Below are 25,194 nucleotides of genomic sequence, written 5' to 3' on the forward strand. Positions count from 1 at the left end.
TGTTGCAGGGGCAAAAGGCCCGACGTGGGTGCCTTCCGGCAGCTTGCTCCCCACCGGCTCCCTAGCCTCGCAAGCTCGGCCAGGGAACCCTGCCGGCGTGGGCCCATTCAGTGGAACTCAGAGCAGCGCCCGCCTGAGCGTGTCGAGCCCGACTGAGCCGATGTTGAGTGCCCTTGTGTGGAACTCCTTGAGGTCAAACCCGGGGCGTGCCTCGAGTTCCGCGCGGATCTGTTCCCAGAGCCGCTGGCCCACTTTGTAGGACGGTGCCTGGCCCGGCCAGCCCAGGTAGCGCGTGAACTCGAAGTTGAGCTGTCCTTCGCTGATGGGCAGGTTCTCCTTCAGGAACTCATAGCCCTTGTCCGGGGTCCAGGTGCCAGAGCCCCAGCGCCCGGGGACTTCCAGCTCAAGGTGGACGCCGATGTCGAACACCACGCGGGCGGCCCGCATCCGTTGCATGTCCAGCATGCCCATGTGGTCGCCGGGATCGTTGAGGTAGCCCAGTTCCTGCATGAGGTTTTCCGCGTACAGCGCCCAGCCTTCGCCGTGGCCGGAGGTCCAGCAGACGTTGCGCCGCCATTTGTTCAGCAGTTCGCGGCGGTAGGTGGCGGTGGCCACCTGGAGGTGGTGGCCCGGAACGCCCTCGTGGTAGACGGTGGTGGTTTCGGCCCAGGTGGTGAAGGTGTCCTCGCCGGCGGGGACGGACCACCACATGCGGCCGGGGCGGCTGAAGTCATCCGAGGGGCCGGTGTAGTAGATGCCCCCTTCGTCGGTGGGCGCGATCAGGCATTCCAGCTTCTTCATGACGTCCGGGATGTCGAAGTGGACGCCGGCGAGTTCGGCCACGGCTTTGTCTGAAAGCTCCTGCATCCATTCCCTCAGCGCCTCCTTTCCTTTCAGCTGGCGCGCGGGGTCGTTGTCCAGGATCTCCTTGGCCTCGGCGATGGTGGCGCCCGCCTTGATGGTGTCCGCCACCTGTTCCTGCCGTGCGATGAGCCTGTCCAGTTCCTCCACGCCCCAGGCGTAGGTCTCTTCCAGGTCAACCGTCGCGCCAAGGAACGAGCGGGAGGCGAGGGCGTAGCGCGCCCTGCCCACGGCGTCCTTCTGGGGCGCGGCGGGCAGCAGCTCCGCGCGGAGGAACTCGGCCAGCCCGGCGTACGCTGCCCGGGCGGCGGCAGCGCCGGCGTCGAGCTCTTCCTGGACGGCGGCGGGCAGCGGCCCGGCGGCCGTGGCTGCCCCTGCCGCGAGCTTCGCAAAGAAGCCGTCCCCGGCGGCGTACTTTGTGACCTGCTCAATGACGATCCTGACCTGGCGCACCGCGGCGACCCGGCCGGCGTCCTTCGCCTGGCGCAGGGATTCGGTGTAGCCGGCGATGGCTGCGGGAACGTTGGACGCGCGGCCGGCAATGTGCTGCCAGTCCTCCACGGTCTCCGTCGGCATGAGGTCGAAGATGGCGCGGATGTCCTGGGCCGGGGAGGCGATGTTGTTCAGGTCGGCGTAATCCCAGCCCGAGGCGTGGATCAGCAGCTGCAGGCCCAGCCGCTCCTGCATGGCGTCGAGCGTCACGGCGTCAACATCGTCCTCCGGCTCGAGGCCTTCGAGGTCGGTCAGTGCCTTGCGCGCGGCCTCTGCAAATTCGGCAATGCCGGCGGGGGAGAAGTCCTGGTATTCGGTTTCGTGCCCGGGGACGCCGAGGGTAGTGGCGAAGGACGGGTTGAGCCTGATGAGGGTGTCGGTGTAGTCATCTGCGACGGCGTCGATGCGGGTATGCGGGCGGGCGGCAGGAGAGGTGTCTGTAGTCACCCTCAGAGACTAACGGCGCTGCGGCTCTTCCGGACAGGCCCACGCCGCCGGAGCGTGCGGCAGGCCCCGCTAGCCGCGGCTCCGCTTCCACGCGCCGGGACCCGGGGTGGGGTCCAGTCTCAGCTGCTGGCGGCGGACCCAGTGCCGGACCGGCGGCTTGTCCGTCCCGGTGTTCTGGACGCCGCCCAAGGAAAGCACGACGGCGGTCAGCGCCGCCAGCTCCTCGGCTGTCGGCTGCCCTTTCACCACTGAGAGGAGGGGCGTGGCGGGTGCGTTGTTGTCGCCAGCAGGCTCGGTGGTCACAGCGGAATGTTCCCATGCTTCTTGGTGGGGAGGCTGGCGCGCTTGTCGCGCAGGGCGCGCAGGCCCCTGATGATCTGCAGCCGGGTTTCGGAGGGGGCGATGACGGCGTCAACGTACCCGAGTTCCGCCGCCTGGTAGGGGTTGAGGAGCTCCTCCTCGTACTGCCGGATCACTTCGGCGCGCCGTGCCTCGACGTCGCCGCCGGCCTCCGCCACCGCGGCGAGGTCGCGGCGGTACAGGATGTTGACGGCGCCCTGGGCGCCCATGACGCCGATCTGGGCGGTGGGCCAGGCCAGGTTCAGGTCTGCGCCGAGTTTTTTGGAGCCCATCACGATGTAGGCGCCGCCGTAGGCCTTGCGGGTGATTACGGTGAGCTTGGGCACGGTGGCCTCGGCGTAGGCGTACAGGAGTTTGGCTCCGCGGCGGATGATGCCCTGGAATTCCTGGTCCTTGCCGGGAAGGAAGCCGGGCACGTCCACCAGGGTAATGATGGGAATGTTGAACGCGTCGCAGTGCCGGACGAACCGGGCGGCCTTTTCCGACGCCGCGATGTCCAGGGTGCCGGCGAACTGCAGGGGCTGGTTGGCAACGATGCCCACCGTATGGCCTTCCACCCGGCCGTACCCGATCATGACGTTTGGCGCGTACAGGGACTGCATTTCCAGGAAGTGGCCGTCGTCCACGATCTGCTCAACCACCGTGCGCATGTCATAAGGCTGGTTGGCGGAGTCGGGGATGAGCGCATCCAGGGCGAGGTCGTCGTCGTCGAGTTCCAGTTCCTGGGTGTGCTCCAGGACGGGTGCCTCGGACAGGTTGTTGGACGGCAGGAAGTCCAGCAGTTCGCGGACGAACTCGATGGCGTCCCCTTCGTCGGAGGCAAGGTAGGTGGACGTTCCCGTGGTGGCGTTGTGCTGCCGGGCGCCGCCGAGGGTTTCCATGTCAACGTCCTCGCCGGTCACCGTCTTGATGACGTCCGGGCCGGTAATGAACATGTGGGAGGTCTTGTCCACCATCACCACGTAGTCGGTGAGGGCAGGGGAGTAGGCGGCCCCGCCGGCCGAGGGGCCCATGATCAGGGAGATCTGCGGGACGACGCCGGAGGCGTGGACGTTGTTGCGGAAGATGTCCGCGAACATCGCCAGGGAGGCCACGCCTTCCTGGATACGGGCTCCGCCGCCGTCAAGGATGCCGACGACGGGGCAGCCGTTGCGCAGCGCAAACTCCTGCACCTTGACAATTTTTTCGCCATTGACCTGGCTGAGCGAGCCGCCGTAGACGGAAAAATCCTGGCTGTAGACGGCCACCAGGCGGCCGTCCACGGTGCCGTAGCCGGAAACCAGGCCGTCGCCCAGCGGCTTCTTCTTCTCCATGCCGAACGCTGTGGATCGGTGCACTGCCAGGGCATCGAACTCCACGAACGAGTCCTCATCCAGCAGGAGGCCGATGCGCTCCCGGGCGGTGTTCTTGCCGCGGGCGTGCTGCTTTTCGATGGCTTCGGGGCCGGAGGGCTGTTCGGCACGCGCCTGGCGGTCGCGGAAATCGGCGATCTTTCCCGCTGTCGTTGTCAGATCGTGGCTCATCAAGTGTCTCCGGCTCTGTAGCAGATTGATTCTGTGGTGCTGAGTTTGCTGGCCGGCAGTTGTGCAGGGTTTTAAGTAGCTTCCACACAAAAGACGAACCCTGCTGGCAAGTCTAGTGACGCTTCCGGCCGCCGCAGCTGTAGGGAACCTACAATTTTCTGCGCCGCGATCACCAGCAATGTCATGTTACTCGTCAGTAACTTAGCTGGGTTAGAGTGGTGCCATGACTTCGAGCAATGATGCTTTGCACGCCCCCGCAGGCCCCTACCGGGCCGCCGCCTCCCTCCACGGACGGACCCTCGTGATCTCCGGCGGAAGCCGCGGCATCGGCCTGGCGATTGCCCTCCGTGCGGCCCGGGACGGCGCCAATATCGTCCTGATGGCCAAGACCGGGGAGCCGCATCCCAAGCTTGCCGGGACCGTCTATTCCGCCGCCCGGGAGATCGAAGACGCCGGCGGACAGGCGCTGCCCCTGGTGGGGGATGTCCGGAACGATGACGACGTGGCCCGCGCCGTCTCCTCTGCGGTGGAGACTTTTGGCGGGATCGATGCCGTGATCAACAATGCGTCCGCCATCGACCTCTCCCGCACCGACGACGTGGACATGAAAAAGTACGACCTCATGCAGGACATCAATGTCCGCGGGACGTTCCTGCTGTCCAAGCTGGCGCTGCCTGCGCTGCGGTCATCGGACAGTGCCCACATCCTCACGCTTTCGCCTCCCCTGAACCTCGATCCCCACTGGGCGGGAAAACACCTTGCCTACACCATGGCCAAGTACGGCATGAGCCTGACAACCCTTGGACTCGCCGAGGAACTGAAGGCGGACGGTATCCGGGTGAATTCGCTGTGGCCGTGCACCCTGATTGATACGGCGGCCATCAGGAACATGCCCCACGGGGAGAGCATTGCCCAGGCAGCGCGCGGCCCGGAGATCATGGCGGACGCGGCCCACGCCGTGCTCACCGGCAGCAACGTGGAAAGCGGCAGCCGGCCCAGCGGGAATTTCTACACGGACGAGGCAGTGCTCACAGCTGCTGGAGTCACTGATTTCCGGCCGTACAGCCTGGGGGCTCCGGAAGACCGCCTGGTGCCGGATATTTTCCTGTAGCCGGCCCTCCGCCGGTCCCGCAGGTGCCCCGGCTGCGGGCAGCCGGGGCCGGGCCGGGTCGGTAGAGTTTAGGTATGGATGACGCACATGCCCCCGGTACGCCGCTGAACCGGAGCGACCTCGCGGACCAGGACTTCCTGTCCGCCACCGGCATCGCACGGCTCGAGGTGGTGGACTCCACCGGGTCCACCAACGCGGACCTGCTCCGGTCGGTGACCGTGGAGCCCTCGGCGTGGCCGGACATGTCGGTGCTGACGGCCGAATACCAGACGGCGGCCCGGGGACGCCTGGACAGGCACTGGGAGGCGCCGCCCCTGAGTTCCGTCTCCGTTTCGTTAGTCCTGAGGCCCGCGAACGCGGAAGGCAGGCCGCTCCCCACCCAAAGCTATTCCTGGCTGTCGCTCATCGGAGCCCTGGCGCTGCGCGAAACCCTGCTGGAGACGGCCGGCCTCCCCGCGGAGCTGAAGTGGCCCAACGACGTCCTGGTGCGCGGAAAAAAGATTGCCGGAATCCTGGCCCAGCTGGGTCCCATGGTGGACGGCTCGGTGCCGCCCGTCATCCTTGGAACCGGCTTGAACGTCACCCTCCGGGAGGAGGAGCTCCCCGTGCCCACCGCCACGTCCGTGGTCCTGGAGGCGCCGCGGACAGCGGACCGGACCGAGTTGCTGAAGAGCTATCTGTCGCACTTTGCCGTTCTTTACCGCAGCTTCTGCAATGCCGACGGCGATCCCGCGGCGGGCCTGGCCGGCGGCCCGTCGCTGCACAAGCGCGTGGAGGCCGTCATGACGACGCTGGGCAAGCAGGTGCGGGCGCAGCTCCCCGGCGACCACGAAATCATCGGCCACGCATCCCGGCTCGACGAGTACGGCTCACTGCTGGTGGTTGACCGGGATTCCCGTGAGCACGTTGTGACTGCCGGCGACGTGGTGCACCTGCGTCCGTGGACCTCCCCGGATGCTTCCGGCCAGGGCGGATATGCGTAAAGACCTCGTCCCGGGCGAGCAGGTGATTGTCACCACCCGCCCGCAGCCGAGGAAGCTGGCGGGGGCAGCCGCAGCCTTCATACTCTCACCGGCACTTGCCGCCTTTGCTTCGGCGTGGGTGGTCCGCGGGGAAGCGTTGAGGGTCATCCCCGGCCTGGAGGCACGATGGACGCCGGCGCTGGTGGCAGGATGCATCCTGGCGGCGGCCGGCGTCTGGCTGGGTTACTGCCTGCCCCGGCTGCTGCGATGGCAGGGCACCCGGTATACGCTCACCAGCCGGAGGCTCATCTCCAGGTCCGGCCTGGTGCGGCGGCAGGACCAGCAGGTGAACCTGGCATCGGTGCGCCACCTGACCGTCCACGAGTCGGTACTTCAGCGCCTGTTGCGCTCCGGGAATATATCCTTGGAAACCGGGTATCAGGGCGTCGTGACTTTCCGGGATGTGCCGGAGGTTGCCAGGTTCCGGGACTTCATCCTTGACGCCCTCGAGGAACTGCCCGACGAACGCGAAGGCCAGTCCGGCGGGGCGCTCGATTACCCTGCCGGAGCATTGCCATGGGAACTGAGAGAAGGTGGACGGGATGAACGATGAGGACCAGCAGGAACGCGTGGACTCGATCACGCCCCCGTCCGCGATGGACGCCCATCCCGCGACGGGCACCATGTCAGCCGAACGGCTCGCCATGAAGGCGCTGGAAGCCCGGCTCCTTGGGGGCGAACGCAAGCTCCGCCGTCGTGAAGTCGCAGCCGGCGCAGGGCTGTCCCTGCTGTCCGCCCGCAAGCTGTGGCGCGCCCTGGGCTTTCCCAACTTCGGCGACGAGGACGTTGCCTTCACCGAGCGGGACCAGGCCGCACTTTCCACCGTGGTGGACCTGGTGCGCTCCGGCAAGCTGACGGAGGAGGCCGCCATCTCTGTCACCCGTTCCATCGGGCAGATGACGGACCGGATGGTGGTATGGCAGATCGAAGCCCTTGTGGAGGACATGGTCCACGAACAGGGGGTCACGGATGCCGTGGCGCGCAAGCGGCTGGTCAACGAACTGCCCGCGCTGGTGGACGCCCTCGAAGAAATACTGGTGTACTCCTGGCGGCGCCAGCTCAATGCCGGCGTGCAGCGGCTCGCCGTCCGGGCGGAGGCGGGGCTCCAGGCCAGTGAGGAAGGCCGGGAAGGCGATGAGGACGACGCGCCGCTGCCGCTGGCACGCGCCGTGGGTTTCGCGGACCTGGTCTCCTACACCAGCCTGTCCCGGCGCATGAATGAAAAAACCCTCGCCCGCCTGGTCCAGCGCTTCGAGAACAAGTGCGCGGAGATCATCTCCGTCGGCGGCGGCAGGCTGGTGAAAACAGTGGGGGACGAGGTCCTGTACATCGCGGAAACCCCCGCTGCCGGCGCTGAGATCTCCCTTGCCCTGGCGCAGGCCTTCACGGAGGATGAAATCCTTCCCGAAGCGCGGGTAGCCATGGTGTGGGGAAGGATCCTGTCCCGGCTTGGTGACATCTACGGGCCCACGGTGAACCTGGCGGCGCGGCTTACCACCCTGGCCGACCCCGGGACGGTGTTGGTGGACTCGATGACGGCCTCGGCCCTGGAGCACGACGAACGGTTCGTGCTGGAGCCCCAGCCGCCCGAAAACGTCCGGGGTTTCGGCGAGATCCGGCCGGTGCGCCTGGAGCGGGGTCTTGGCAAGGGGCTTGTGCTGGACTAGGACGCCTGATTCTTCAGGTGGAGGGACCAGCCCTAAAATAGTTTCTCCAGTTGTTGGTCAATCACGGTATAGTCGGTGCGGCGGCGAAGGACGGCAACCTCCCGTGGGCAGGGCTCCCCATCGCGGCCACATGTGGCCGTGGGTATGCTTGCCACCGGGCAAGTTACCTTTGCCGGCACTCGGCGCCAAGCGTGGCCGGGTGTCATTCATGTCGGGTCTCGGCTGCTTCCTGCCAGGAGCAGCACAACATCAAGGTCCGGGCGAGTCCCGGCCGGACAGCTGCCTGCGGCAGCAGTAATTTCAGGGGATATCAAGCTGTGACAAGTCTGCTGGGGAAACTTGGACTGAATCGGCGCCACAAAAAAATGGTGACGGGCACTGCTTTCAGTGCAGCCGCTGCTGTTGTGGTGACGGGGGCAATTCTGTATCCGGGGTTCAAAACCACCGAGGTGGAATTGAACGACGGCGGCGTGTGGGTGGTGTCCAAGTCCAAGAACGCAGTGGGCCGGTTGAATTATCCTTCCCGGGTCCTTGACGGGGCGGTAACGCCGGCGTCCACGACGTTCGACATCCTGCAGGACGCGGGGGATGTGTTCGTTGATGACGAGACCGGGTCAACGTTGAACCAGGTGTCGCCGGCGAACATGCGGCTGGGCGGGGACAAGCAGCTGCCGGGGTCCGCGGATGTGAGTTTCGGATCCGAGGTGATCTCGGTGACCGACGCAGCGTCAGGCAAGGTGTGGGCGGTGTCTCCGTCCACGGTCAACGGTTTTGACGAGGAAGCCTCCGAGCCCGTCATGGTGGGCTCAGAGGGCATTGTCTCGGCGGTGGGGGAGGACGACCGGATCTATTCGGCGGATCCCAAGTCCGGTGCGGTGACGGTCACCGGTGTTGACGCCAACGGGGAAGTAACGTCCTCGGAGTCCGAGACCTGGGCGGAGCTTAAAGGTGCAGGGGACCTCCAGATCACGGTGGTGGGCGATAAGCCCGTGCTTCTTGATGCGGCGGCGGGAAGGCTGTTCCTGCCCGGCGGGAAGCGTCTCCAGGTGGAGAACGCGCGGGATGCGAAGTTGCAGCAGGGCGGGCCGGGCAGTGATTTCGTGGCGGTTTCGACGCCCAAAGCGCTGTTGAAGCAGCCGCTGGACGGGTCCACGGCGAAGACGGTGACGTTCGACGGCGAGGGTGTGCCGGCTGCCCCTGTCCAGCTGGGCGGGTGTGTGCATGCGGCGTGGTCGGGGGCGAACAAGTATGTTCGGGACTGCGTGAACGATGGCGATGACAAGAACGTTGACGTGCCCAAGGCGAGCGCCTCGCCGTCGTATGTTTTTCGGGTGAACCGTGACCTGGTGGTCCTGAACGACGTGAACTCAGGCAACGTGTGGCTGGTCAACCAGAACATGCAGCTGGTCAACAACTGGGACGACGTCGTCCCGCCCAAGAATGAGTCCGACGAGCAGGACCAGGAGTCCGCGGACAACAACACCATCAACGTCCTTCCGGACCGCACCAAACCCAACCGTCCGCCGGAAACCAAGCCCGACGCCGTCGGCGTGCGCCCCGGCCGCACCACCATCCTCAGCGTCCTGGACAACGATTCGGACCCCGACGGCGACGTGCTCACCGCAGCGGTGGGGGACTCCGGACCCCAGGCCGGAAGCCTCCAGAACATCTACGGCGGCACCGCCTTCCAGATCTCCGTTCCCGCCGACGCGAAACCCGGCACCGAGACATTCAGCTACAGCGCCTCCGACGGCCGCGGCCTCTCCGCCGGCGGGCAGGTCACGCTCAGCGTGGTTGGGCCCGACGAGAACAAACCTCCGCAGTTCAAGCGCGGGGACAACACCACCACCATGCTGGTGGAACAGGGCAAGACAGTCAGCCAGAACATCCTCACGGACTGGATCGATCCCGACGGCGACGACCTGGTGCTCCTCGACGCCAAGGCGGACAACGACCAGGACCAGGTGAAAGTCCGCCGTGACGGCCTGCTCACCTTCCAGGACTCCGGCGCGACAGCCGGCAAGAAAGCCGTGGAAGTCACCATCTGGGACGGCCGGGACACCGTCACCGGGAAAGTTGTGGTCAACGTCCAGCCGCCGGGAGCCCTCGCACCCGTGGTCAACGCCGACCACGTCACTGCCGTGGTGGGCCAGGACCTGGTCATCTCACCGCTGAAGAACGACGTGGACCCCAACGGCGGAGCCCTCCGGCTGGCACAGGTGGAGGCCAACGGCCCCGCCGAACTGGGTCCCGTGACCGACGGCGGCACCTTCACGTTCCGCAGCACCACCCCCGGCCCGGTCTACCTGACGTACATCGCCAGCAACGGCCCGCAAAGCAGCCAGGGGCTCATCCGCGTTGACGTGGAATCCGGAGACGAGGCCGGTGACCCCGTCGCCGTCCACGACGTGGCGCTCATGCCCACCGGCGGCAGCGTGCTGCTGGATCCGCTGGCCAATGACTCCGACCCCTCCGGAGGCGTCCTTGTGCTGCAGTCCGTGAAACTGCCCGAGAACTCGACCGCGTCCGTCAGCGTGATCAATCACGGTGTCCTGCGCATTACCGACATCCTGGGAACCAAGGACCCGATCCTCTTCGAATACACCATGTCCAACGGGAAGAAGTCCGCCACGGGCAGCGTCTCCGTGGTCCCCGTCCCGGCGCCCGCCGTCGTGGAAGCACCCCAGCCCAAACCGGACGAGGTCAACGTCCGCGTCAACGACGTCGTCACCATCCCCGTCCTCGAGAACGACACCCACCCGCAGGGCCAGGAACTCACGGTGGACCCTGTCCTGCCGCAGGGCGTGGATCCAGTGGACGGAAAGAGCTTCGTCTCCGAGAACACCCTCCGCTTCATTGCCGGCCCGCAGCCCAAGACGGTCCGCGCCATCTATAACGCCGTGGACCCGCAGGGCCAGAAGAGCGCCGCCGCGGTCACCATCCACATCCTTCCGCTGGAAGGGGCCGAAAACTCGCGCCCGCAGCCGCGCAACCTGACCGCCCGGGTGGTGGCCGCCGGCACGGTGCGCATTCCCGTCCCGCTGGACGGCATCGATCCGGACGGCGATTCGGTCCAGCTGACCGGTATCGACAGCACGCCGGCGATGGGAACCGCTGCGGTCGGCAGTAACTTCATCGACTTCACAGCTGCCGGTGACGGCGCCGGAACCGACACCTTCCGCTACAAAGTGGTGGACCGGCAGGGCGCCGTCAACACCGGCACCGTCACCGTGGGCATCGCGCCGCGCGGGGAGGTCAACCAGAAACCCACTCCCGTGGATGACGAGGTCCGGGTCCGCCCTGGCCGCCAGATCGCCGTGGACGCCACCGGCAACGACACCGACCCCGACGGCGACCTCATCCGCATCCTCAGCGACGGCATCGAAGCCGACCCCGCGCTGCAGGCCACGGTGAGCAAAACGAGCGGCCGGATCATCCTGCTGGCACCGGAGGAAGCCGGGACCGTCAACGTCCGCTACACCATCGCTGATGACCGGGACGCTACCGCGCAGGCCACCATCCGCGTGGTGGTGGACAACGAGGTGCCCCTCAAGGCACCAGTCGCCCGCGACGACAGGGTGACCTCCGCCCAGACCATGGGGAAGACCGCTGTGGACGTCCCCGTCCTGAAAAACGACGAGGACCCCGACGGCGTCGGGGAGAACCTCAAGGTCAGCACCGAGGCCACCACCGCCCGGCCCGGGGCAGACGGCACCATGATCGTGGACCTGGCGGAGCAGCCGCAGCTCATCCCGTACAACGTGGAGGATGTTGACGGCCAGCAGTCGACGGCGGTTATCTGGGTGCCGGGCCTCGGCCAGCAGGTGCCTACCCTGGCCAAGGACGAGGTCCTCGAGGTCGTCGCCGGCCAGTCCGTGGACGTCGACCTCGACGAGTGGGTCAAGGTACGTGAAGGCCGCTCGCCGCGGCTTACCCAGACCGACCGGATCAAGCTCATCGGCGCAGACGGCGGCGACCCCGTCATCGGCGACGGTACAGGCCTGAAGTACACAGCGGGCACCGACTACGTGGGTCCCGGCTCGCTCACCTTCGAGGTCACGGACGGGACCGGTCCGGACGATCCGGAAGGCCTCAAGTCCACCCTCAGCATCCGCACCAAGGTCCTGCCCGACCCCAATAAGAACAACCCGCCGGAACTGCTGGGTGCAAACGTCGACGTGCCCAAGGGCGACTCCGCCAGCACAGACCTGGGCAAGCTGACCTCGGACCCGGACGCGGAAGACGTCGAAAAAATGAAGTACGAACTGGTGGGCGGAGCGCCTGCCGGATTCAACGCCAGCATCGACGGCAGGACCCTCAAGGTCTCCGCGGCCGACTCAAGCGGCTCAGGAACCACCTCGGCCGTCCAGGTCAAGGCGAAGGATCCCCGCGGGCTCGAGGCCACTGCCACCTACCAGCTGAAGGTGACCGCCTCCAACCGGCCGAAGCCGGTGGCCAACGACGACGTGCAGGACAACGTTGCCGCGGGCAAGCCCGTGACGGTCAATGTGCTGGCCAACGACGCCAACCCATTCCCGGAGACCGCGCTGAAGATTATTGCTGCCGCCGCGGAAACCGGCAGCGGCAACGTGGACGTAAACGGCGATTCCATCACCGTCACGCCTGCGCCGGGCTTCACCGGCACCATGGTGGTGTCCTACACCGTGGCGGACAAGACGGAGGATCCCTCGCGCCAGGCAACAGCCCGCGTCCGCCTCACCGTCAAGGACAAGCCCCAGGCGCCCACCACCCCGCAGGCGCAGAGCGTGGGGGACCAGACGGCGCTCCTGAACTGGACGGCGCCCGCGGACCGCGGCTCACCCATCACCAAGTACACCGTGTACGGCGAGGGCGGATTCCAGCAGGACTGCCCCGCCAACACCTGCACGCTCAATGGACTGGTCAACAACACCAAGTACCACTTCCAGGTCTCGGCCACCAACGAGTTCGGCGAGTCGGACCGGTCGCCTGCCTCTGCCGAGGTGCGCCCTGACGTGAAGCCAGACACCCCGCTGGCGCCGTCGATGAAGTTCGGTGACAAGGAGCTGTCCATCACCTGGTCCGCCCCTGCAAGCAAGGGCTCGCCGGTGAAGTCCTACGACCTGGAGATCTCACCGCCTCCCGCCGGGCAGAACGCCCAGATCCAGAACCTGACAGCAGTCAGCTATGTCTGGAAGGGACTGCAGAACGGCGTCTCCTACAAAGTCCGGGTCCTGGCGCGCAACGATGCCAAGGAACCGTCCGAATGGAGCCCCTACTCTGCAGCCGAGGTGCCTGCCGGAGTCCCGGCCACCCCTGCTGCACCATCTGCGGCGCAGGCGGGATCCGTGGGTTCGCAAAGCCAGCTGAAGGTGAGCTGGACGGCGCCGAACAACAACGGCGACGCCGTCTCGGCCTACACCCTGACCACCCTTCGCGGCGGCGCGGTGGTGGCCAGCCAGCAGGTTGCCGGTACTTCGCAGAACGTGACCGTGGACAACTCGGAAACGAACTACACCTTTACGGTGTCCGCCACGAACAAGGCGGGTACCAGCGGGACGAGCGCTCCGTCGGCGGCCATCCGGGCAGTGGGCAAACCGGGCATGATGGGCACGCCTACTGCCACACTGGTTGACACCGGGGGGAACGGCGGAAAGATCGATGTACGGTTCCCGGTATTGACGGCTGCCCAGCGCAACGGTTCCACCTCCGACGAGATTACGTATAAATACAGCCTGACGTCCGGCGGGGGCAGCGGCAATATCCCTGCAGGCGGCGGGATCGTGGCGGCAGCCAACGGCACCCAGACCGCCGTGGTGGTGTGGGCCGTGTCATCCCGCAGCTCCACCGCCGGCGATGCAAGCCCTGCGTCGAACTCCGTCAATCCCTACGGCCTCGCTTTCGCTCCGAACGTTACTGGAAGCAACAGCAGCGGCGTAGGGGACAGGACAGTGTCCTGGACGTGGAACCAGCCGGACGGAAACGGCCGTGCGGTGACCGGATACCAGTACAGCCTGGACGGAGGTGCCTGGCAGGATACCCAGGAGCGGCGTTTCTCCAAGACCGTGGGCTACAGCGAGACGCACACTCTCCGGGTTCGTGCCATCAGTGCCGGCCAGCCGGGACGTATTGGCAGCGATACGTCCCGCAGTGGCGCGGAACCGCCGCCTCCCGTGCCCACCTCGTGGAACATCACGGCAACCCCGGTCCGCAGCTGCACCGAACCCCGCAAGGGAACCGACAGCTACGTCGCCGGCAACCCGTCACAATGCAACGGCGAGGGCAAGTGGCTGGACGCCGGGGCAGCAGCGACGACCGACCGTTACCAGGTCTGGTACAAGACCTCGAACAACCCCACCGGTATCTGGTACCACCTGACCTCGGGCATGGCGGCCGGAAACTGGATCCGCTGCGACACCTCGAACCTTGGGTGCAACCCGCCCAACGGCATGCCAAACCGCTAGCCCATCACCACCGACGCGACGATGGGGCCTGGTCTCCCGGGCCCCATGAAAAACCTGAAACCTTAAGTAGGAAGAGCAACACGATGACCATGACCCCCGAGCAGGCCGCCTGGTTTGCAGACACGTTCGAGAAGCTCGTTGCCAACGTGGGACAGGCCGTGCTGGGCAAGGAACACGTCATCCGGCTCACCTTCACGGCCATGCTGGCCGAGGGCCACGTGCTGTTCGAGGACGCCCCCGGCACCGGCAAGACCTCCCTGGCCCGGGCGCTGGCCGCCACCGTGCAGGGCTCCAACAACCGCATCCAGTTCACCCCGGACCTGCTGCCCTCGGACGTCACCGGCGTGACCATCTACGACCAGAAGACGCAGAAGTTCGAGTTCCACAAGGGCCCGATCTTCAACAACATCGTCCTCGCGGACGAAATCAACCGTGCCTCGCCCAAGACCCAGTCGGCCCTGCTGGAGGTCATGGAGGAATCCCGGGTCACGGTGGACGGCGTCACCTATGAAGCCGGACGGCCGTTCATGGTCATGGCCACGCAGAACCCCATCGAGCAGGCCGGCACCTACCGCCTGCCCGAGGCGCAGCTGGACCGCTTCCTGATCAAGACCTCCATCGGCTACCCGGACCACGCCTCCACCGTCCGGCTGCTGGGCGGCTCCAACCTCAAGGACCGGTCCCTGGACCTGTCCGCCGTCATCACCACCCAGGCCGTGGCAGACATGGCAGACCTGGCAGCCACCGTGCACGTGGACACCGCAGTGCTGGAGTACATCTCCAGGCTCTGCGAGGAAACCCGCAACGCCCCCGAAACCCGGCTGGGCGTCTCGGTGCGCGGCGCCCTGGCCATGGTCCGGGCAGCCAAGGTCTGGGCCGCCGGGCAAGGCCGCAACTTCGTCCTCCCGGACGACATCAAGGAACTGGCTCCCGTGGTGTGGACCCACCGCTTTGTCATGGATCCCGAAGCGGAGTTCTCGGGAGCAACCGCCGAAGCGGTGCTGACGCGGATCCTGGCGGATATCGCGGCCCCCCAGCAGCGCACCAACGCCTGACGCCCCGGCCAGGACACCACCACTTTCCACGCAACAACGAAGGCACATATATGTCCAGCGGCACCCCGTTGACCCGGCTCACGGAGCGTCTGAAGCAGCCCTTCGCCAGGAACGGCAGTCCCGGCGCCCTGCACCCCTCAGCTGTCTGGGCCGAGGCAAGGAACACCGCAGCCATGGCATCGGCCCCCGCCTGGCGTGCCGTCCGTGGAGCCTGGCTGAAGTACGCCTGGCCCGTGCTGTCAGTGGTCAGCGTCCTGGGCTGGTCAGTCCTCGCTGCCGCCATCCTGCTCTGGGCAACAGGGCAGGCGTTTGGCTGGCAGGAGGCGAAGGCCGCGGCCATCGCCGCGTTCGTCATGTTCGTGATTGCGGTGGGGTTCGTCCTGGGCCGCTCGTCCTATGGCGTGGTCCTTGACCTGGCCCGGACCCGTGTGGCGGTGGGGGACAGCGCCGTTGGCAGCATCGCGGTCTCCAACACCTCCGCCCGGCCGCTGTTGCCCGCCGCCCTGGAATTGCCGGTGGGCAGCGCCACCGCCGTGTTCCACCTGCCGCGGATGAAGCCGCAGCAGGTCCACGAGGACCTCTTCACCATTCCCACCGCGCGCCGTGCCGTGATCGTCGTCGGCCCCGTCAGGTCGGTCCGGGCGGACCCGCTGCACCTTTTGCGCCGCCAGGTCCTGTGGACCGAACCGGAGGACCTGTTCGTCCACCCGCGCACAGTGGCACTGGCCGGTTCGGCGGCCGGATTCATCCGGGACCTCGAAGGCATGCCCACCACGGACCTCTCCAGCGCGGACGTGTCCTTCCACGCGCTGCGCGACTATGTGCCGGGGGATGACCGGCGGCACATCCACTGGAAAACAACGGCCCGGACCAACAAGCTCATGGTGCGCCAGTTCGAGGAAACCCGCCGCGCCCACCTGGCCATCTCGCTGTCCATCAACACCGACGAGTACGCCTCGGAAACCGAGTTCGAGATGGCCGTCTCCGCCGCCGCCTCCATCGGCAGGCAGGCCATCCGCGAGCAGCGTGAGCTGGACGTCCTCACGCAGAAAGGCCCGCTGCGCTGCGAAACCGGGCGGAACCTGCTGGACGACATGACACGGATCATCGGCGCGCCCATGCGCCGGACCGCCGTCGACCTTGCCAGGACCCTGGCCGACACTGTTCCCAACGCCTCCGTGGTGTTTTTTGTGGTGGGCAGCCACGTGACCGCCACGCAGCTGCGTTCCGCCGCCGCTTCCGTGCCTCCGGGCGTCCGCAGCCTCGCCGTCCGGGTGGAGGCCGGCGCCTCTCCCACGCGGGCGAACATCGCAGACCTCACCGTGCTGACGCTCGGAGACCTGACTGACCTGGCCATTGTGCTGAGAAAGGCCGCAGCATGACCTCCCCGGAAGGCCTGCGCCCGCGCAGCACGCGCCCCCGCGCCAGCCAAACCCGCACCGCACAGCCGCGCACCATCCGCATCGCACCCCGGGACCAGGCAGACTCCGCCTTTGCCAACGGGCAGCCGTTCTGGCACTTTGTGCTCGACGCCGGCGCACTGACGGTGCTGCTGGGGCTGGGCCTGCTCGGGTTCGGGCTCAGTTTCGGCGGCGACCCCTACTACCTGCTGTCCGGCTTCGGCGGAATCTTCCTGGGGCTGGCCCTGGGCGCTTTGAACGCACACCTGCGCCTCGGGCTGCTCATCACCACGGCACTGGCCCTGGGCGCCTACCTGGTCTTCGGTACCCTGCTGGCGGTTCCCGATTCCGCCATCGCCGGCTTCGTCCCCACCCTGGACTCGCTCCGCATCCTCCTGCTGGGGATTGTGTTTGCCTGGAAGGACATGCTGACGGTCGGTGTCCCCGTGGGCACCGCGGGCGGTGTGCTGATCGTTCCATTCCTGAGCTCCATGATCACCGCGCTGGTGGCCGCCATCCTGACCTGGAGGCTTCGTAGCCCCTACTTCCCGCTCCTGCCCGTGCTGGTCCTGTTCGTCACCGGCATCGCCTTCAGCACCAACGCCGCCTTCCTCACCGTGGAACGAGGCATTGGCCTCACCGTGCTGGGGATCGCCTGGGCCACCTTCCGCAGGGACGCGCTCCGGAAGAACTCCACCCGGAAGGTTTCCGTCAACAACCCGCAGACAGATACCGCCACCGCGCAGCGCGCCAGGCTCCGCCGGCTGGGAATGGCGGCCGGCGTCATCGCCGTCAGCGTGGCCGTCACCGCGCTCGCCGCACCCCTGGTCACGGCGGGCAACGACCGGAAGGTCCTCCGGAACGTCGTGGTCCCGCCGTTCGATCCCAAGGACTACATCACACCCCTCGCAAGCTTCCGGACCTTCGTCAAGGACAAGAAGGACGACACCCTGTTCGTGGTCCAGGGCCTGCCGCGCGACGGCCGCGTCCGGCTGGGTGCCCTGGATTCCTTCAACGGCACCAACTACACGATGGACCCCAACGGCTCCGGCAACTTCAGCAAGGTGGGAGACACCGAATCGATCAACACCCTGGCCGATACCTCCGGCGTTGTTCCCACCAACGACTACGCCATCAACATCACCGTTGAGGACTACCAGGGCTTCTTTGTCCCCGGCGGCCGCAAGACCACCGGGCTGAGCTTCGACGACACCGCCTCAGCCGCGGCATCCGGCCTCTACTTCAACTCCGGCACCGACACCGCCGTCACCACCAACGGGTTGTCCCGCGGCGACTCCTACCGGGTGCAGGTCTCGGACCCCGTAAAGCTGGAACACGGGCAGCTGGCGCAGTACGACTTTGCGAAGCTGTCCCTTCCCGGCGCCGTGGAAGTGCCGCCGGTGGTGGGATCACAGGCCAACGACCTCTCCTCCGACGCGCCCACGCCCATCGACCGGGTCCGCCAGATTGAGGCCCATTTCCAGAAAACCGGGGCCTTCAGCAACGGGCTGGTCAGCGAGGGCCAGCTGCCCAGCGTCTCCGGCCACGGATCCGCCCGGATCAGGGACCTCCTCACGGCCAAGCAGATGCTCGGCGACGACGAGCAGTACGCCGTGGCCATGTCCCTGATGCTGCGCCACCTCGGCATCCCGTCCCGCGTGGTGATGGGCTTCTACCCTGAACCCACCAGCCCCGAGAACGGTGCGGGCGAGGTCAGGATCACCGGCAAGGACGTCCACGCGTGGGTTGAAGTGGCGTTCGAACGGGTGGGCTGGGTGAGCTTCGACCCCACGCCGCCCAAGGACAATATCCCCATCCCGCCGGACCCGGAAAACAAGTCCAAGCCCAAACCGCAGGTGCTGCAGCCGCCGCCCCCGCCGCAGGAGCCGGCGGACCTCCCGCCGGACTCCTCACCCGACGCGCTGGATGCGGATGAGAAGAAGAACAACCCCTGGCTCTTCTGGGGCGCGCTGCTGGGGGCCCTGGGCATCGCCCTGATCCCGCTGGCCGTCCTTCTCTTGCCGCTGCTGCTGATTGCCCTGCTGAAGTCCCGGCGGCGGAAGTCGCGGTTCAGTGAAGGCCATCCCGCGCAGCGCGTGGGCGGCGGCTGGAGCGAGGTGGTCAGCCTGGCCACCGACATGGGTGCCGCCGTTGACTCCCGGGCCACGCGGCGCGAAAGCGCAGCGGTCCTTGCCGAGGCGTTCCCCGCCGCGGGCGGCACCACCACCCTGCTGGCAAGGCGTGCGGACGCGTCCATCTTTGGCGCTGGCCAGCCGAGTGAGGAGGAGGTGCGCGAGTACTGGACCATCGTGGACAGCTCCCTGCAGGAGATGACCTCGACGGCCGGCTTCTGGCGCCGGCAGCAGGCGAGGTTCTCGCCACGGTCGCTCCTGGCCGATGCCCGCAGCGCCCTGGCGCTGGGTGGCCCGCTGGCACTGCCTTCCCTCAAGGCCCTCAACCCGGCGTCCCGCCGTCGTACGGGGTCGGCTGCCACCGGTCAGGGTGGGACTGCGCCGGAGCGGAATGAGCCGCAGGGTCCTGCTGCGGAGGGGACTCCGGAGCAGGACCGCACGACGCCGGAACCACCCCGGCAGGGACCCGCGGCACCGTGACGGCGGACCTCCAGACGTGCCCCCGCTGCCGGCAGGCCATCCGCGCGGGGGCGGCCTTCTGCACCTCCTGCGGAGCGCCACTGCCCAACCGGGCGGCGCGCAGCGCCCGCACCCTGCAGCCCGGCGGCGCCGCGGCCCGCGAACCCCTGCACGCGGCGCCGGCTGCCCACGGAACAGGGATTCCCGGTACTATCCCGGTAGTACAAAGATCCCCGGCTGCCCAGGCCGCGGATCCACTCAACGCAGGCACCGGGCGGGGGAGCGCCGGCGGTACCACCGCGCAGTCGGGGTCCGTCCCAGGGGGAGGAACGGGAATGGGAGTGAACCTTCAGCTTGCCCCGGCCACGGCCGGCAAGCGGCTCGGCGCTGCCGTCATTGACTGGCTGCCGCCACTGGCCGTCCTGGTGGTGACGTTTGCCATCGGCTTTGCCGGGATCACGCGGACCCGCAGCGGGCAGTTCATCACCTATGACACGGCGTCGCTGGTGCTGTCTGGCGGCATCGGCCTGGCGCTGACGGCTGTGTACCTCTTCACAGTCATGGGCATTGAAGCCAGGACGGGCAAGACCCCCGGGAACCTGCTCATGGGCATCCGCAGCGCGGACAACGACGGCTATGCGCCAGGCGCCGGCACGGTGTTCCTCCGGGGACTTATCACCGGTGCCGGGATCATCCTGGCGCTGCTGGCGGCCGTCCTGGTGGTGGTCTTCCGGTGGTTCGAGCCCGCCCTGTTCATCCTTGCGCCGCTGGTGCTTGCGGGCGCGGCCTGGGCCGTGCTGGTGGTGGTGTCCAGCCACTGGGACAAGAACAGCGGCCTGCGCGGCTGGCACGACAAAGCAGCCAAAGCACTGGTCTTCGATGTGAAGGCCGGCCGGAACCCCATCACCACGGGCGGCATCCAGGGCCCTTACAGCTTCGCGCCGCTGGACCTTCCCCCGGTGCAGCAGGTGCTCTCCCCGGTGGCCGGCCCCCAACCAGCTCCGGCGCCGCCAGGCCCCGTGGTGGCATCCGCGCCTGCCTCGCCTGCCCGGACGCCGTCCGCCCCGACGCCGCCGTCGCAGACCATGCCTTACGCCCAGCCGGCGTCCTTCGCCCCGCCGGCTGCTCATGCGCCAGCCGGCCAGCCTGTTCCCGGCGGCCTCCCTGTGCCCGCTGCCCCGTCCCTTCCCGTTCAGGGTGGGCAGGGCACGCAGCACCACGTGGACGACGACGTCGAACGCACCCAGGTGCGGCCGGGCGCAGGCGGTCCGGCGCCCGTCGCTGTGCTGCGGATCCGGCTGGACGACGGCCGCGACTTCCAGCTGGACCGGAGCGTCCTGGTGGGCCGCAACCCCGTGGGCCAGGCGGGCGAACAGCATGCCCAGCTCCTCGCCGTCGACGATCCCGGCCGCTCCATCTCCAAGACCCACCTCCACCTGCTGACCGATGGCGCAGGAATCTGGGTGACGGACCGGAACTCCACGAACGGCAGCGCCGTGACCACCCCCGACGGCGCCAGGACGCCCCTCGCGCCGGGGGTCCCCACTTTTGTTACCCCGGGATCCAGTGTCCACTTCGGAGACCGGACCTTTTACCTAGGACAGGCATGAACCAACAGCCCGCCAGCGTTCCCTCCACCTTCCAGCCGGGCCTCAGCCTGGGCTACGGCTACGGGACAGACCGGGGACTCCGCCGGGAGTTGAACGAGGATTCCTACATCGCTTCCGATCCTGTGTTTGCCGTGGCAGACGGGATGGGAGGCCATGAGGCAGGCGAAGTGGCCAGCGGCATGTGCGTCCGCGCCCTCGCTGCCATCCCGCAGCTCGCCACAGGTGAACGGACCGTCACCGCAGCCGTCCTGCAGCAGTACCTGATCCAGGCGGACACCGCCATCCGCGAGGCCACCGGGGCGCGCGCCGGAACCACCCTGGCCGGTGCCGTGGTGGTGGAACAGATGGGCATGCCCTACTGGCTGGTGATGAACATCGGGGATTCCCGCACCTACCGCCTCAGCCAGGGCCGGTTTGTCCAGATCAGCGTGGACCACTCCGAGGTGCAGGAACTGGTGGACGCGGGGGAGATCACCGCCGAACAGGCCACCGTCCATCCCCGCCGCCACGTGGTGACCCGCGCGCTTGGCACGGGAGACGAGACCGAGGCCGACTATTGGCTGCTCCCCGTGGAGGAAGGCGACCGGGTCCTGGTCTGCTCGGACGGCCTCACCGGCGAGCTGACGGACGATCACATCCTCCGCATCCTCAGCACGGTGGGTGACCCCCAGGAAGCCGCCGATGCCCTGATCCAGGCCGCGCTCCGGAGCGGGGGGAGCGACAACATCACGGTGATCGTGGTGGATGCCAGGAATGTCCTGAATGACGCCGGTGCAGCCACCACCGCACCGCGGCGCGACCCTGATGTGGAAGATGAAGACACGCTGCCGCGGTCGCAGGCGGCACAGGCTGGGCCCCAACCCGGCAGCGAAGCAGCCGTGCACCAGGAAGGGGAGCCTTCCGATGACCGGCACTAGCTACGTTCCGGGCACCTGGCTGGGTATCGTCCGTGGGAGCACGGCCGTCATCCTCGGCCCGGATTCCCCGCCGGCTCTGGCAGGTGCGGTGTGGGACCTGCTGGGCACCAATCCCGAAGTCCACGAGGTACTCCATGCGGTGACCAGCAGCTCGGGCGGCTCGCTGGCGCAGATACCGTCCTTCGGCATCCTTGAGGCCACCGGTCCCTTGCGGGTCTTCCTCCGCGGCGACCTCGACCTCGCAGTGGAGCTGCCCGACGGCCGCGTGGAGCTCGACGGCCGGGACGTCACCACCTGGAACGAGCGCCGGTTTGCCCTGCCGGGGGCATGCCGGCTGGCCATTCCGGCTGCCGGCGCCCCGGGGCAGCAGGAACTGCCGCTGGGGGAGGGTGTTGTCCTGCTGCAGTCCCTGGCGCTGGTGCTGGCGCCGCGCCAGCCGGAACTTGGACCGTCCGCAGCCGTTCCGGCCTCGGTTGTGGTGGACTCCGTCGGCATCGCTGACGTCCGGGACACCGCCCCCGATGCTGATGCCTCCGCAGAAATGACCATCGTCCCGGACCACGAGGCCCCGGCGGAGACCGTCGCTCCTGACCACGAGGCCCCAGCGGAGACCGTCGCTCCGGAACACGGCGCCTCGGCCGAGACCGTTGTCGGCATTCTCGACGACGACCTGCCGGCAGACGGCGGCGATCTTGAGGACCGGGAAGGCGACCTGGCGCAGGAAGACGGCGCCGCGCACGTTGGGATGACAGGTTCCGTTCCGGACTCCGGCGCGGCTTCCGACTCTGACGATGCTTCAGCTGACGGCTCCGCGCCGTCAGAAATTATCTCCTCGGAGGTACGTCCGGCGGACGTCCACCCGGCAGAACCCGCTCCCGGCGAGCCGGCACCTCCCGCCAGCGACCACACCGGCTCCTACGACCACCTCTGGGAGAGGACCGTTGTGCGGAGCATCGAGGACGCGGCAGTACGGGACGACGACGAGGCGGAAATCGACGGAACTCCCGAAACGGGCCCGGACGGGGAAGACCAGGCAGAACCCCCAGTTAACGCACAGCCTGACGGACACGAACTCCCGACGGCGGCCCCCACGCCCGCGGCAGGGCCGCCGGCAGCCCCTGCTTCTCCGCTGCCCCTTGCTTCTCACGTGCCGGCTGCATCTCCCGCCCCTGCCGGGGGGCTCATTGACTCCGTTCCGTGGAAGAAGGGTGCGGACGCCGCCGTGCAGGGCAGCGCCCCGCAAATCCATGTCCCGCAGGGCAGCGCCCCGCAGATACCTGACCCGCAGATACCTGTCCCGCAGGCGAATGTCCCGCAAACCGGCGCTGGGCCACGGGCGGCCGTGGCCGCGCCGGCAGCAGCCGCGCAGCAGTCCCATCCCGGCAGCGCCGCCGTCGACACTGACCACGACGGCCAGACGGTCATGAAGAGCAGCATCCCCACGTCAGCCGGACAGCCCGCCCTACCGGTTGCGGAGGATCCGGCGGCCGGGCCCACCGTCCTGGCCCGGGTCTGCCGCCAGGGCCATGCCAACCCGCCCACCCGGGCGCAGTGCGCCGCGTGCGGGGCGGGGCTGCTCCCGGACGCCGTCCAGGTGCCGCGCCCCCGGCTGGGCAGGGTGCGCGTGTCCACGGGGGAACTCCTGGACCTCGACCAATCGCTGGTCATCGGACGGCAGCCGTCCGTGTCCCGGGTCCAGGGCGGCGTCATGCCCAGGCTGGTCCAGGTTCCAAGCCCGGAAGGGGACATCTCGCGGTCCCACGTGGAGGTCCGGCTGGAGGGCTGGCACGTCATGCTGTGCGACCTCAAGGCCACGAACGGTACCGTCCTGGTGCGTGAAGGCCAGTCTCCCCGCCGCCTGGCACAGAACGAGATGGCCATCCTGCTGGACGGTGACATCGCTGAGCTGGGCGACAACATCTCGCTGCGTTTTGAGGAGATTCCTTGAGTTCCAAACGGCCCGTCGCGCCGCCTCCCCGCATCCAGGGGTTCACCTATATCAGCCTGCTGGGGTCCGGCGGTTTCTCCGACGTCTACCTGTATGAACAGGACAGGCCGCGCCGCAAGGTTGCAGTCAAGGTGCTGCTCTCGGACCTGAAGACGGAGGGTGCCCGCCGCAGGTTCGAATCCGAGGCGAACCTGATGGCCCAGCTGTCCTCGCATCCGTACATCGTCACCATCTTCGAGGCGGAAGTGACCGACGACGGCCACTCCTACCTGGCGATGGAGTACTGCTCCAGGCCCAGCCTGGACGTCCGGTACCGCAAACAGCGGTTCAGCGTGGATGAAGTCCTGGCCGTCGGCATCCAGGTGGCCTCCGCCGTCGAAACCGCCCACCGTGCCGGCATCGCCCACCGCGACATCAAGCCTGCCAACATCCTGGTCACGGACTACAACCGCCCCGCCCTCACGGACTTCGGCATCTCCGGCACCCTCGCCGGGGACGCCGACGACGACTCAGGAATGTCCATCCCCTGGTCCCCGCCCGAGCAGTTCACCGACGGCGCGGTGGACGGGGTCATGGTGGACGTGTGGGCCCTCGGTGCCACGCTTTACACCCTGCTGGCCGGCCGGTCGCCCTTTGTGATGCCCGGGGCGGACAACTCGCAGCGCGAGCTGATCAGCCGGATCAGCAACACGCCGGTTCCGCGGCTGGGCCGCGCGGACGTCCCCGAGTCGCTGGAACTGGCGCTCTCCACGGCCATGGCAAAGTCGCCACAGTCCCGATACTCTTCCGCGCACGCCTTCGCCCTTGCCCTGCAGCGCATCCAGGCGGAACTGAACCTCTCCGTCACACCCTTTGAGGTGCTGGAGGAGCCGCACCACGAGGACAGCCAGCCGGACGACGGCGTCGAGGAAACCCGCGTCCGGAGCATCGCGGCGATCGATCCGGAGCGGACCGGCAGCGCCCCCACCTTCCCGGCACGCACCTGGCCCCAGGCCGGCGGCAGCCAGAGCGGTAGCGGCCAGGGCTCCGCAGCGGAGGCCCCGCCGTCGCGCTTTACCCCGACAGCCTCCGCGGGCTTTCCGCCGGCACCAGCCCCTGCCCCGCAGCCGCAGGAGTGGGCGGATGCCACAGTCCTGCGCGGTTCCGGCGGCAGCGCCGGTGCTGCCCAGGACGGGGGCACGCTGCCCGGAAGCCGCACCGGCTCGGGCGCTGACGCCGCGGACACCACCGTCCACCGGCCGGCAAGGGTGGAGGAGCCGGCCATTGCAGCGCCGGCTGCGGACCACGGCCGGCGCAACCTCTGGCTGGCAATCTCGGGCGGCACCCTGCTGGCCCTCACTGCGGTGGTGGGCCTGGTGGTGGCCAACGCCTCGCCGGAAAAATCCGCTGCGGTGGAGACCCAGCAGGCCAGCAGGCCGCCGGCCGATGCACTGGACAACGGAACTGTGCCGGATGTGGAAGGCCTCACCGGGACAGTGGCAGGGGACGGCAACGCCTCCTTCACCTGGGTGAACCCGCAGCCCAAAGAGGGAGACACGTACAAATGGCGGGTTTACACCATCGGTGGCGGCGGCGAATACCAGTCCATCGACCAGCCGCCGGTCAGGGTGACGGCCAATCCGTCGGGGGAGACCTGCATCCAGGTCATGATCGTGCGCTCTGACGGCGCCTTCTCCCCGATGGAGGAAAGCTCCATTGCGTGCACCGGCTCCTGAGCCGCGGACCATCCCAGTAGCAAGTACGACGA

The 25,194-nt window shown here is 67.8% G+C and carries 15 protein-coding genes; 12 read left to right on the plus strand and 3 right to left on the minus strand.

Annotated features, from left to right (window positions below; translation table 11 throughout):
- Window positions 1-117: 117 nt before the first annotated feature.
- The 3 genes from HTS88_RS14395 to HTS88_RS14405 all read right to left on the minus strand — a co-directional run bounded on the left by HTS88_RS14395 (window position 118) and on the right by HTS88_RS14405 (window position 3,683).
- On the minus strand, window positions 118-1,800 hold the full coding sequence (locus HTS88_RS14395) for a DUF885 family protein (RefSeq protein ID WP_174179512.1): 1,683 nt from the start codon (window positions 1,798-1,800) through the stop codon (window positions 118-120).
- 69 nt (window positions 1,801-1,869) lie between these two features.
- Window positions 1,870-2,103, minus strand: a complete 234-nt coding sequence (locus HTS88_RS22010) for an acyl-CoA carboxylase subunit epsilon (RefSeq protein ID WP_174179514.1) — start codon at window positions 2,101-2,103, stop codon at window positions 1,870-1,872.
- Window positions 2,100-3,683, minus strand: a complete 1,584-nt coding sequence (locus tag HTS88_RS14405) for an acyl-CoA carboxylase subunit beta (RefSeq protein WP_174179516.1) — start codon at window positions 3,681-3,683, stop codon at window positions 2,100-2,102. The genes HTS88_RS22010 and HTS88_RS14405 overlap by 4 nt, the downstream gene beginning before the upstream one ends.
- A gap of 223 nt (window positions 3,684-3,906) precedes the next feature.
- Here HTS88_RS14405 and HTS88_RS14410 point away from each other — a divergent pair, with 223 nt between their 5' ends.
- From HTS88_RS14410 to HTS88_RS14465, 12 genes are all read left to right on the plus strand, one after another.
- Entirely contained in the window at window positions 3,907-4,794 is an 888-nt protein-coding gene (locus HTS88_RS14410; RefSeq protein WP_174179518.1) for an SDR family oxidoreductase, read from the plus strand.
- A 74-nt stretch (window positions 4,795-4,868) separates the two neighbouring features.
- Window positions 4,869-5,777 (plus strand): biotin--[acetyl-CoA-carboxylase] ligase, encoded by a 909-nt coding sequence (locus HTS88_RS14415; RefSeq protein WP_174179520.1) that lies wholly within the window; start codon window positions 4,869-4,871, stop codon window positions 5,775-5,777.
- On the plus strand, window positions 5,770-6,369 hold the full coding sequence (locus HTS88_RS14420) for a PH domain-containing protein (RefSeq protein ID WP_174179523.1): 600 nt from the start codon (window positions 5,770-5,772) through the stop codon (window positions 6,367-6,369). Before HTS88_RS14415 ends, HTS88_RS14420 begins: the two co-directional genes overlap by 8 nt.
- A complete protein-coding gene (locus HTS88_RS14425; protein ID WP_174179525.1) occupies window positions 6,359-7,483 on the plus strand; it encodes an adenylate/guanylate cyclase domain-containing protein in 1,125 nt (374 codons plus the stop codon). Before HTS88_RS14420 ends, HTS88_RS14425 begins: the two co-directional genes overlap by 11 nt.
- Window positions 7,484-7,848: 365 nt before the next feature.
- Entirely contained in the window at window positions 7,849-13,926 is a 6,078-nt protein-coding gene (locus HTS88_RS14430; RefSeq protein WP_217432617.1) for an Ig-like domain-containing protein, read from the plus strand.
- Between the two features lie 83 nt (window positions 13,927-14,009).
- Complete coding sequence (locus tag HTS88_RS14435) at window positions 14,010-14,981, plus strand: AAA family ATPase (RefSeq protein WP_174179529.1); 972 nt, start codon at window positions 14,010-14,012, stop codon at window positions 14,979-14,981.
- Window positions 14,982-15,031: 50 nt separating this feature from the next.
- Window positions 15,032-16,363 (plus strand): DUF58 domain-containing protein, encoded by a 1,332-nt coding sequence (locus HTS88_RS14440; RefSeq protein ID WP_174179531.1) that lies wholly within the window; start codon window positions 15,032-15,034, stop codon window positions 16,361-16,363.
- On the plus strand, window positions 16,360-18,993 hold the full coding sequence (locus HTS88_RS14445) for a transglutaminase TgpA family protein (RefSeq protein WP_174179533.1): 2,634 nt from the start codon (window positions 16,360-16,362) through the stop codon (window positions 18,991-18,993). The genes HTS88_RS14440 and HTS88_RS14445 overlap by 4 nt, the downstream gene beginning before the upstream one ends.
- Window positions 18,990-20,582: an RDD family protein gene (locus HTS88_RS14450; RefSeq protein ID WP_343044974.1), complete on the plus strand. Its 1,593-nt coding sequence runs from the start codon at window positions 18,990-18,992 to the stop codon at window positions 20,580-20,582. Before HTS88_RS14445 ends, HTS88_RS14450 begins: the two co-directional genes overlap by 4 nt.
- The gene (locus HTS88_RS14455) at window positions 20,579-21,499 is read left to right on the plus strand and encodes a PP2C family protein-serine/threonine phosphatase (RefSeq protein ID WP_246256337.1); all 921 of its coding nucleotides are present in this window, start codon (window positions 20,579-20,581) and stop codon (window positions 21,497-21,499) included. Before HTS88_RS14450 ends, HTS88_RS14455 begins: the two co-directional genes overlap by 4 nt.
- On the plus strand, window positions 21,486-23,447 hold the full coding sequence (locus HTS88_RS14460) for an FHA domain-containing protein (RefSeq protein WP_174179537.1): 1,962 nt from the start codon (window positions 21,486-21,488) through the stop codon (window positions 23,445-23,447). Before HTS88_RS14455 ends, HTS88_RS14460 begins: the two co-directional genes overlap by 14 nt.
- Window positions 23,444-25,162, plus strand: coding sequence for a serine/threonine-protein kinase (locus HTS88_RS14465; protein ID WP_174179539.1), 1,719 nt, complete (start codon window positions 23,444-23,446; stop codon window positions 25,160-25,162). Before HTS88_RS14460 ends, HTS88_RS14465 begins: the two co-directional genes overlap by 4 nt.
- Window positions 25,163-25,194 lie beyond the last annotated feature (32 nt).

This window comes from Pseudarthrobacter oxydans, from assembly GCF_013314975.1.
Lineage (GTDB): Bacteria > Actinomycetota > Actinomycetes > Actinomycetales > Micrococcaceae > Arthrobacter > Arthrobacter oxydans.

Bases quoted from the DNA above. Each gene is read 5' to 3' on its own strand.
- HTS88_RS14445 (WP_174179533.1), top strand. From the start codon at position 16,360: ATGACCTCCCCGGAAGGCCTGCGCCCGCGCAGCACGCGCCCCCGCGCC.
- HTS88_RS14415 (WP_174179520.1), top strand. From the start codon at position 4,869: ATGGATGACGCACATGCCCCCGGTACGCCGCTGAACCGGAGCGACCTC.
- HTS88_RS14460 (WP_174179537.1), top strand. From the start codon at position 21,486: ATGACCGGCACTAGCTACGTTCCGGGCACCTGGCTGGGTATCGTCCGT.
- HTS88_RS14430 (WP_217432617.1), top strand. From the start codon at position 7,849: ATGGTGACGGGCACTGCTTTCAGTGCAGCCGCTGCTGTTGTGGTGACG.
- HTS88_RS14440 (WP_174179531.1), top strand. From the start codon at position 15,032: ATGTCCAGCGGCACCCCGTTGACCCGGCTCACGGAGCGTCTGAAGCAG.
- HTS88_RS14405 (WP_174179516.1), bottom strand. From the start codon at position 3,683: ATGAGCCACGATCTGACAACGACAGCGGGAAAGATCGCCGATTTCCGC.
- HTS88_RS14425 (WP_174179525.1), top strand. From the start codon at position 6,359: ATGAACGATGAGGACCAGCAGGAACGCGTGGACTCGATCACGCCCCCG.
- HTS88_RS14455 (WP_246256337.1), top strand. From the start codon at position 20,579: ATGAACCAACAGCCCGCCAGCGTTCCCTCCACCTTCCAGCCGGGCCTC.
- HTS88_RS14410 (WP_174179518.1), top strand. From the start codon at position 3,907: ATGACTTCGAGCAATGATGCTTTGCACGCCCCCGCAGGCCCCTACCGG.
- HTS88_RS14420 (WP_174179523.1), top strand. From the start codon at position 5,770: ATGCGTAAAGACCTCGTCCCGGGCGAGCAGGTGATTGTCACCACCCGC.
- HTS88_RS14435 (WP_174179529.1), top strand. From the start codon at position 14,010: ATGACCATGACCCCCGAGCAGGCCGCCTGGTTTGCAGACACGTTCGAG.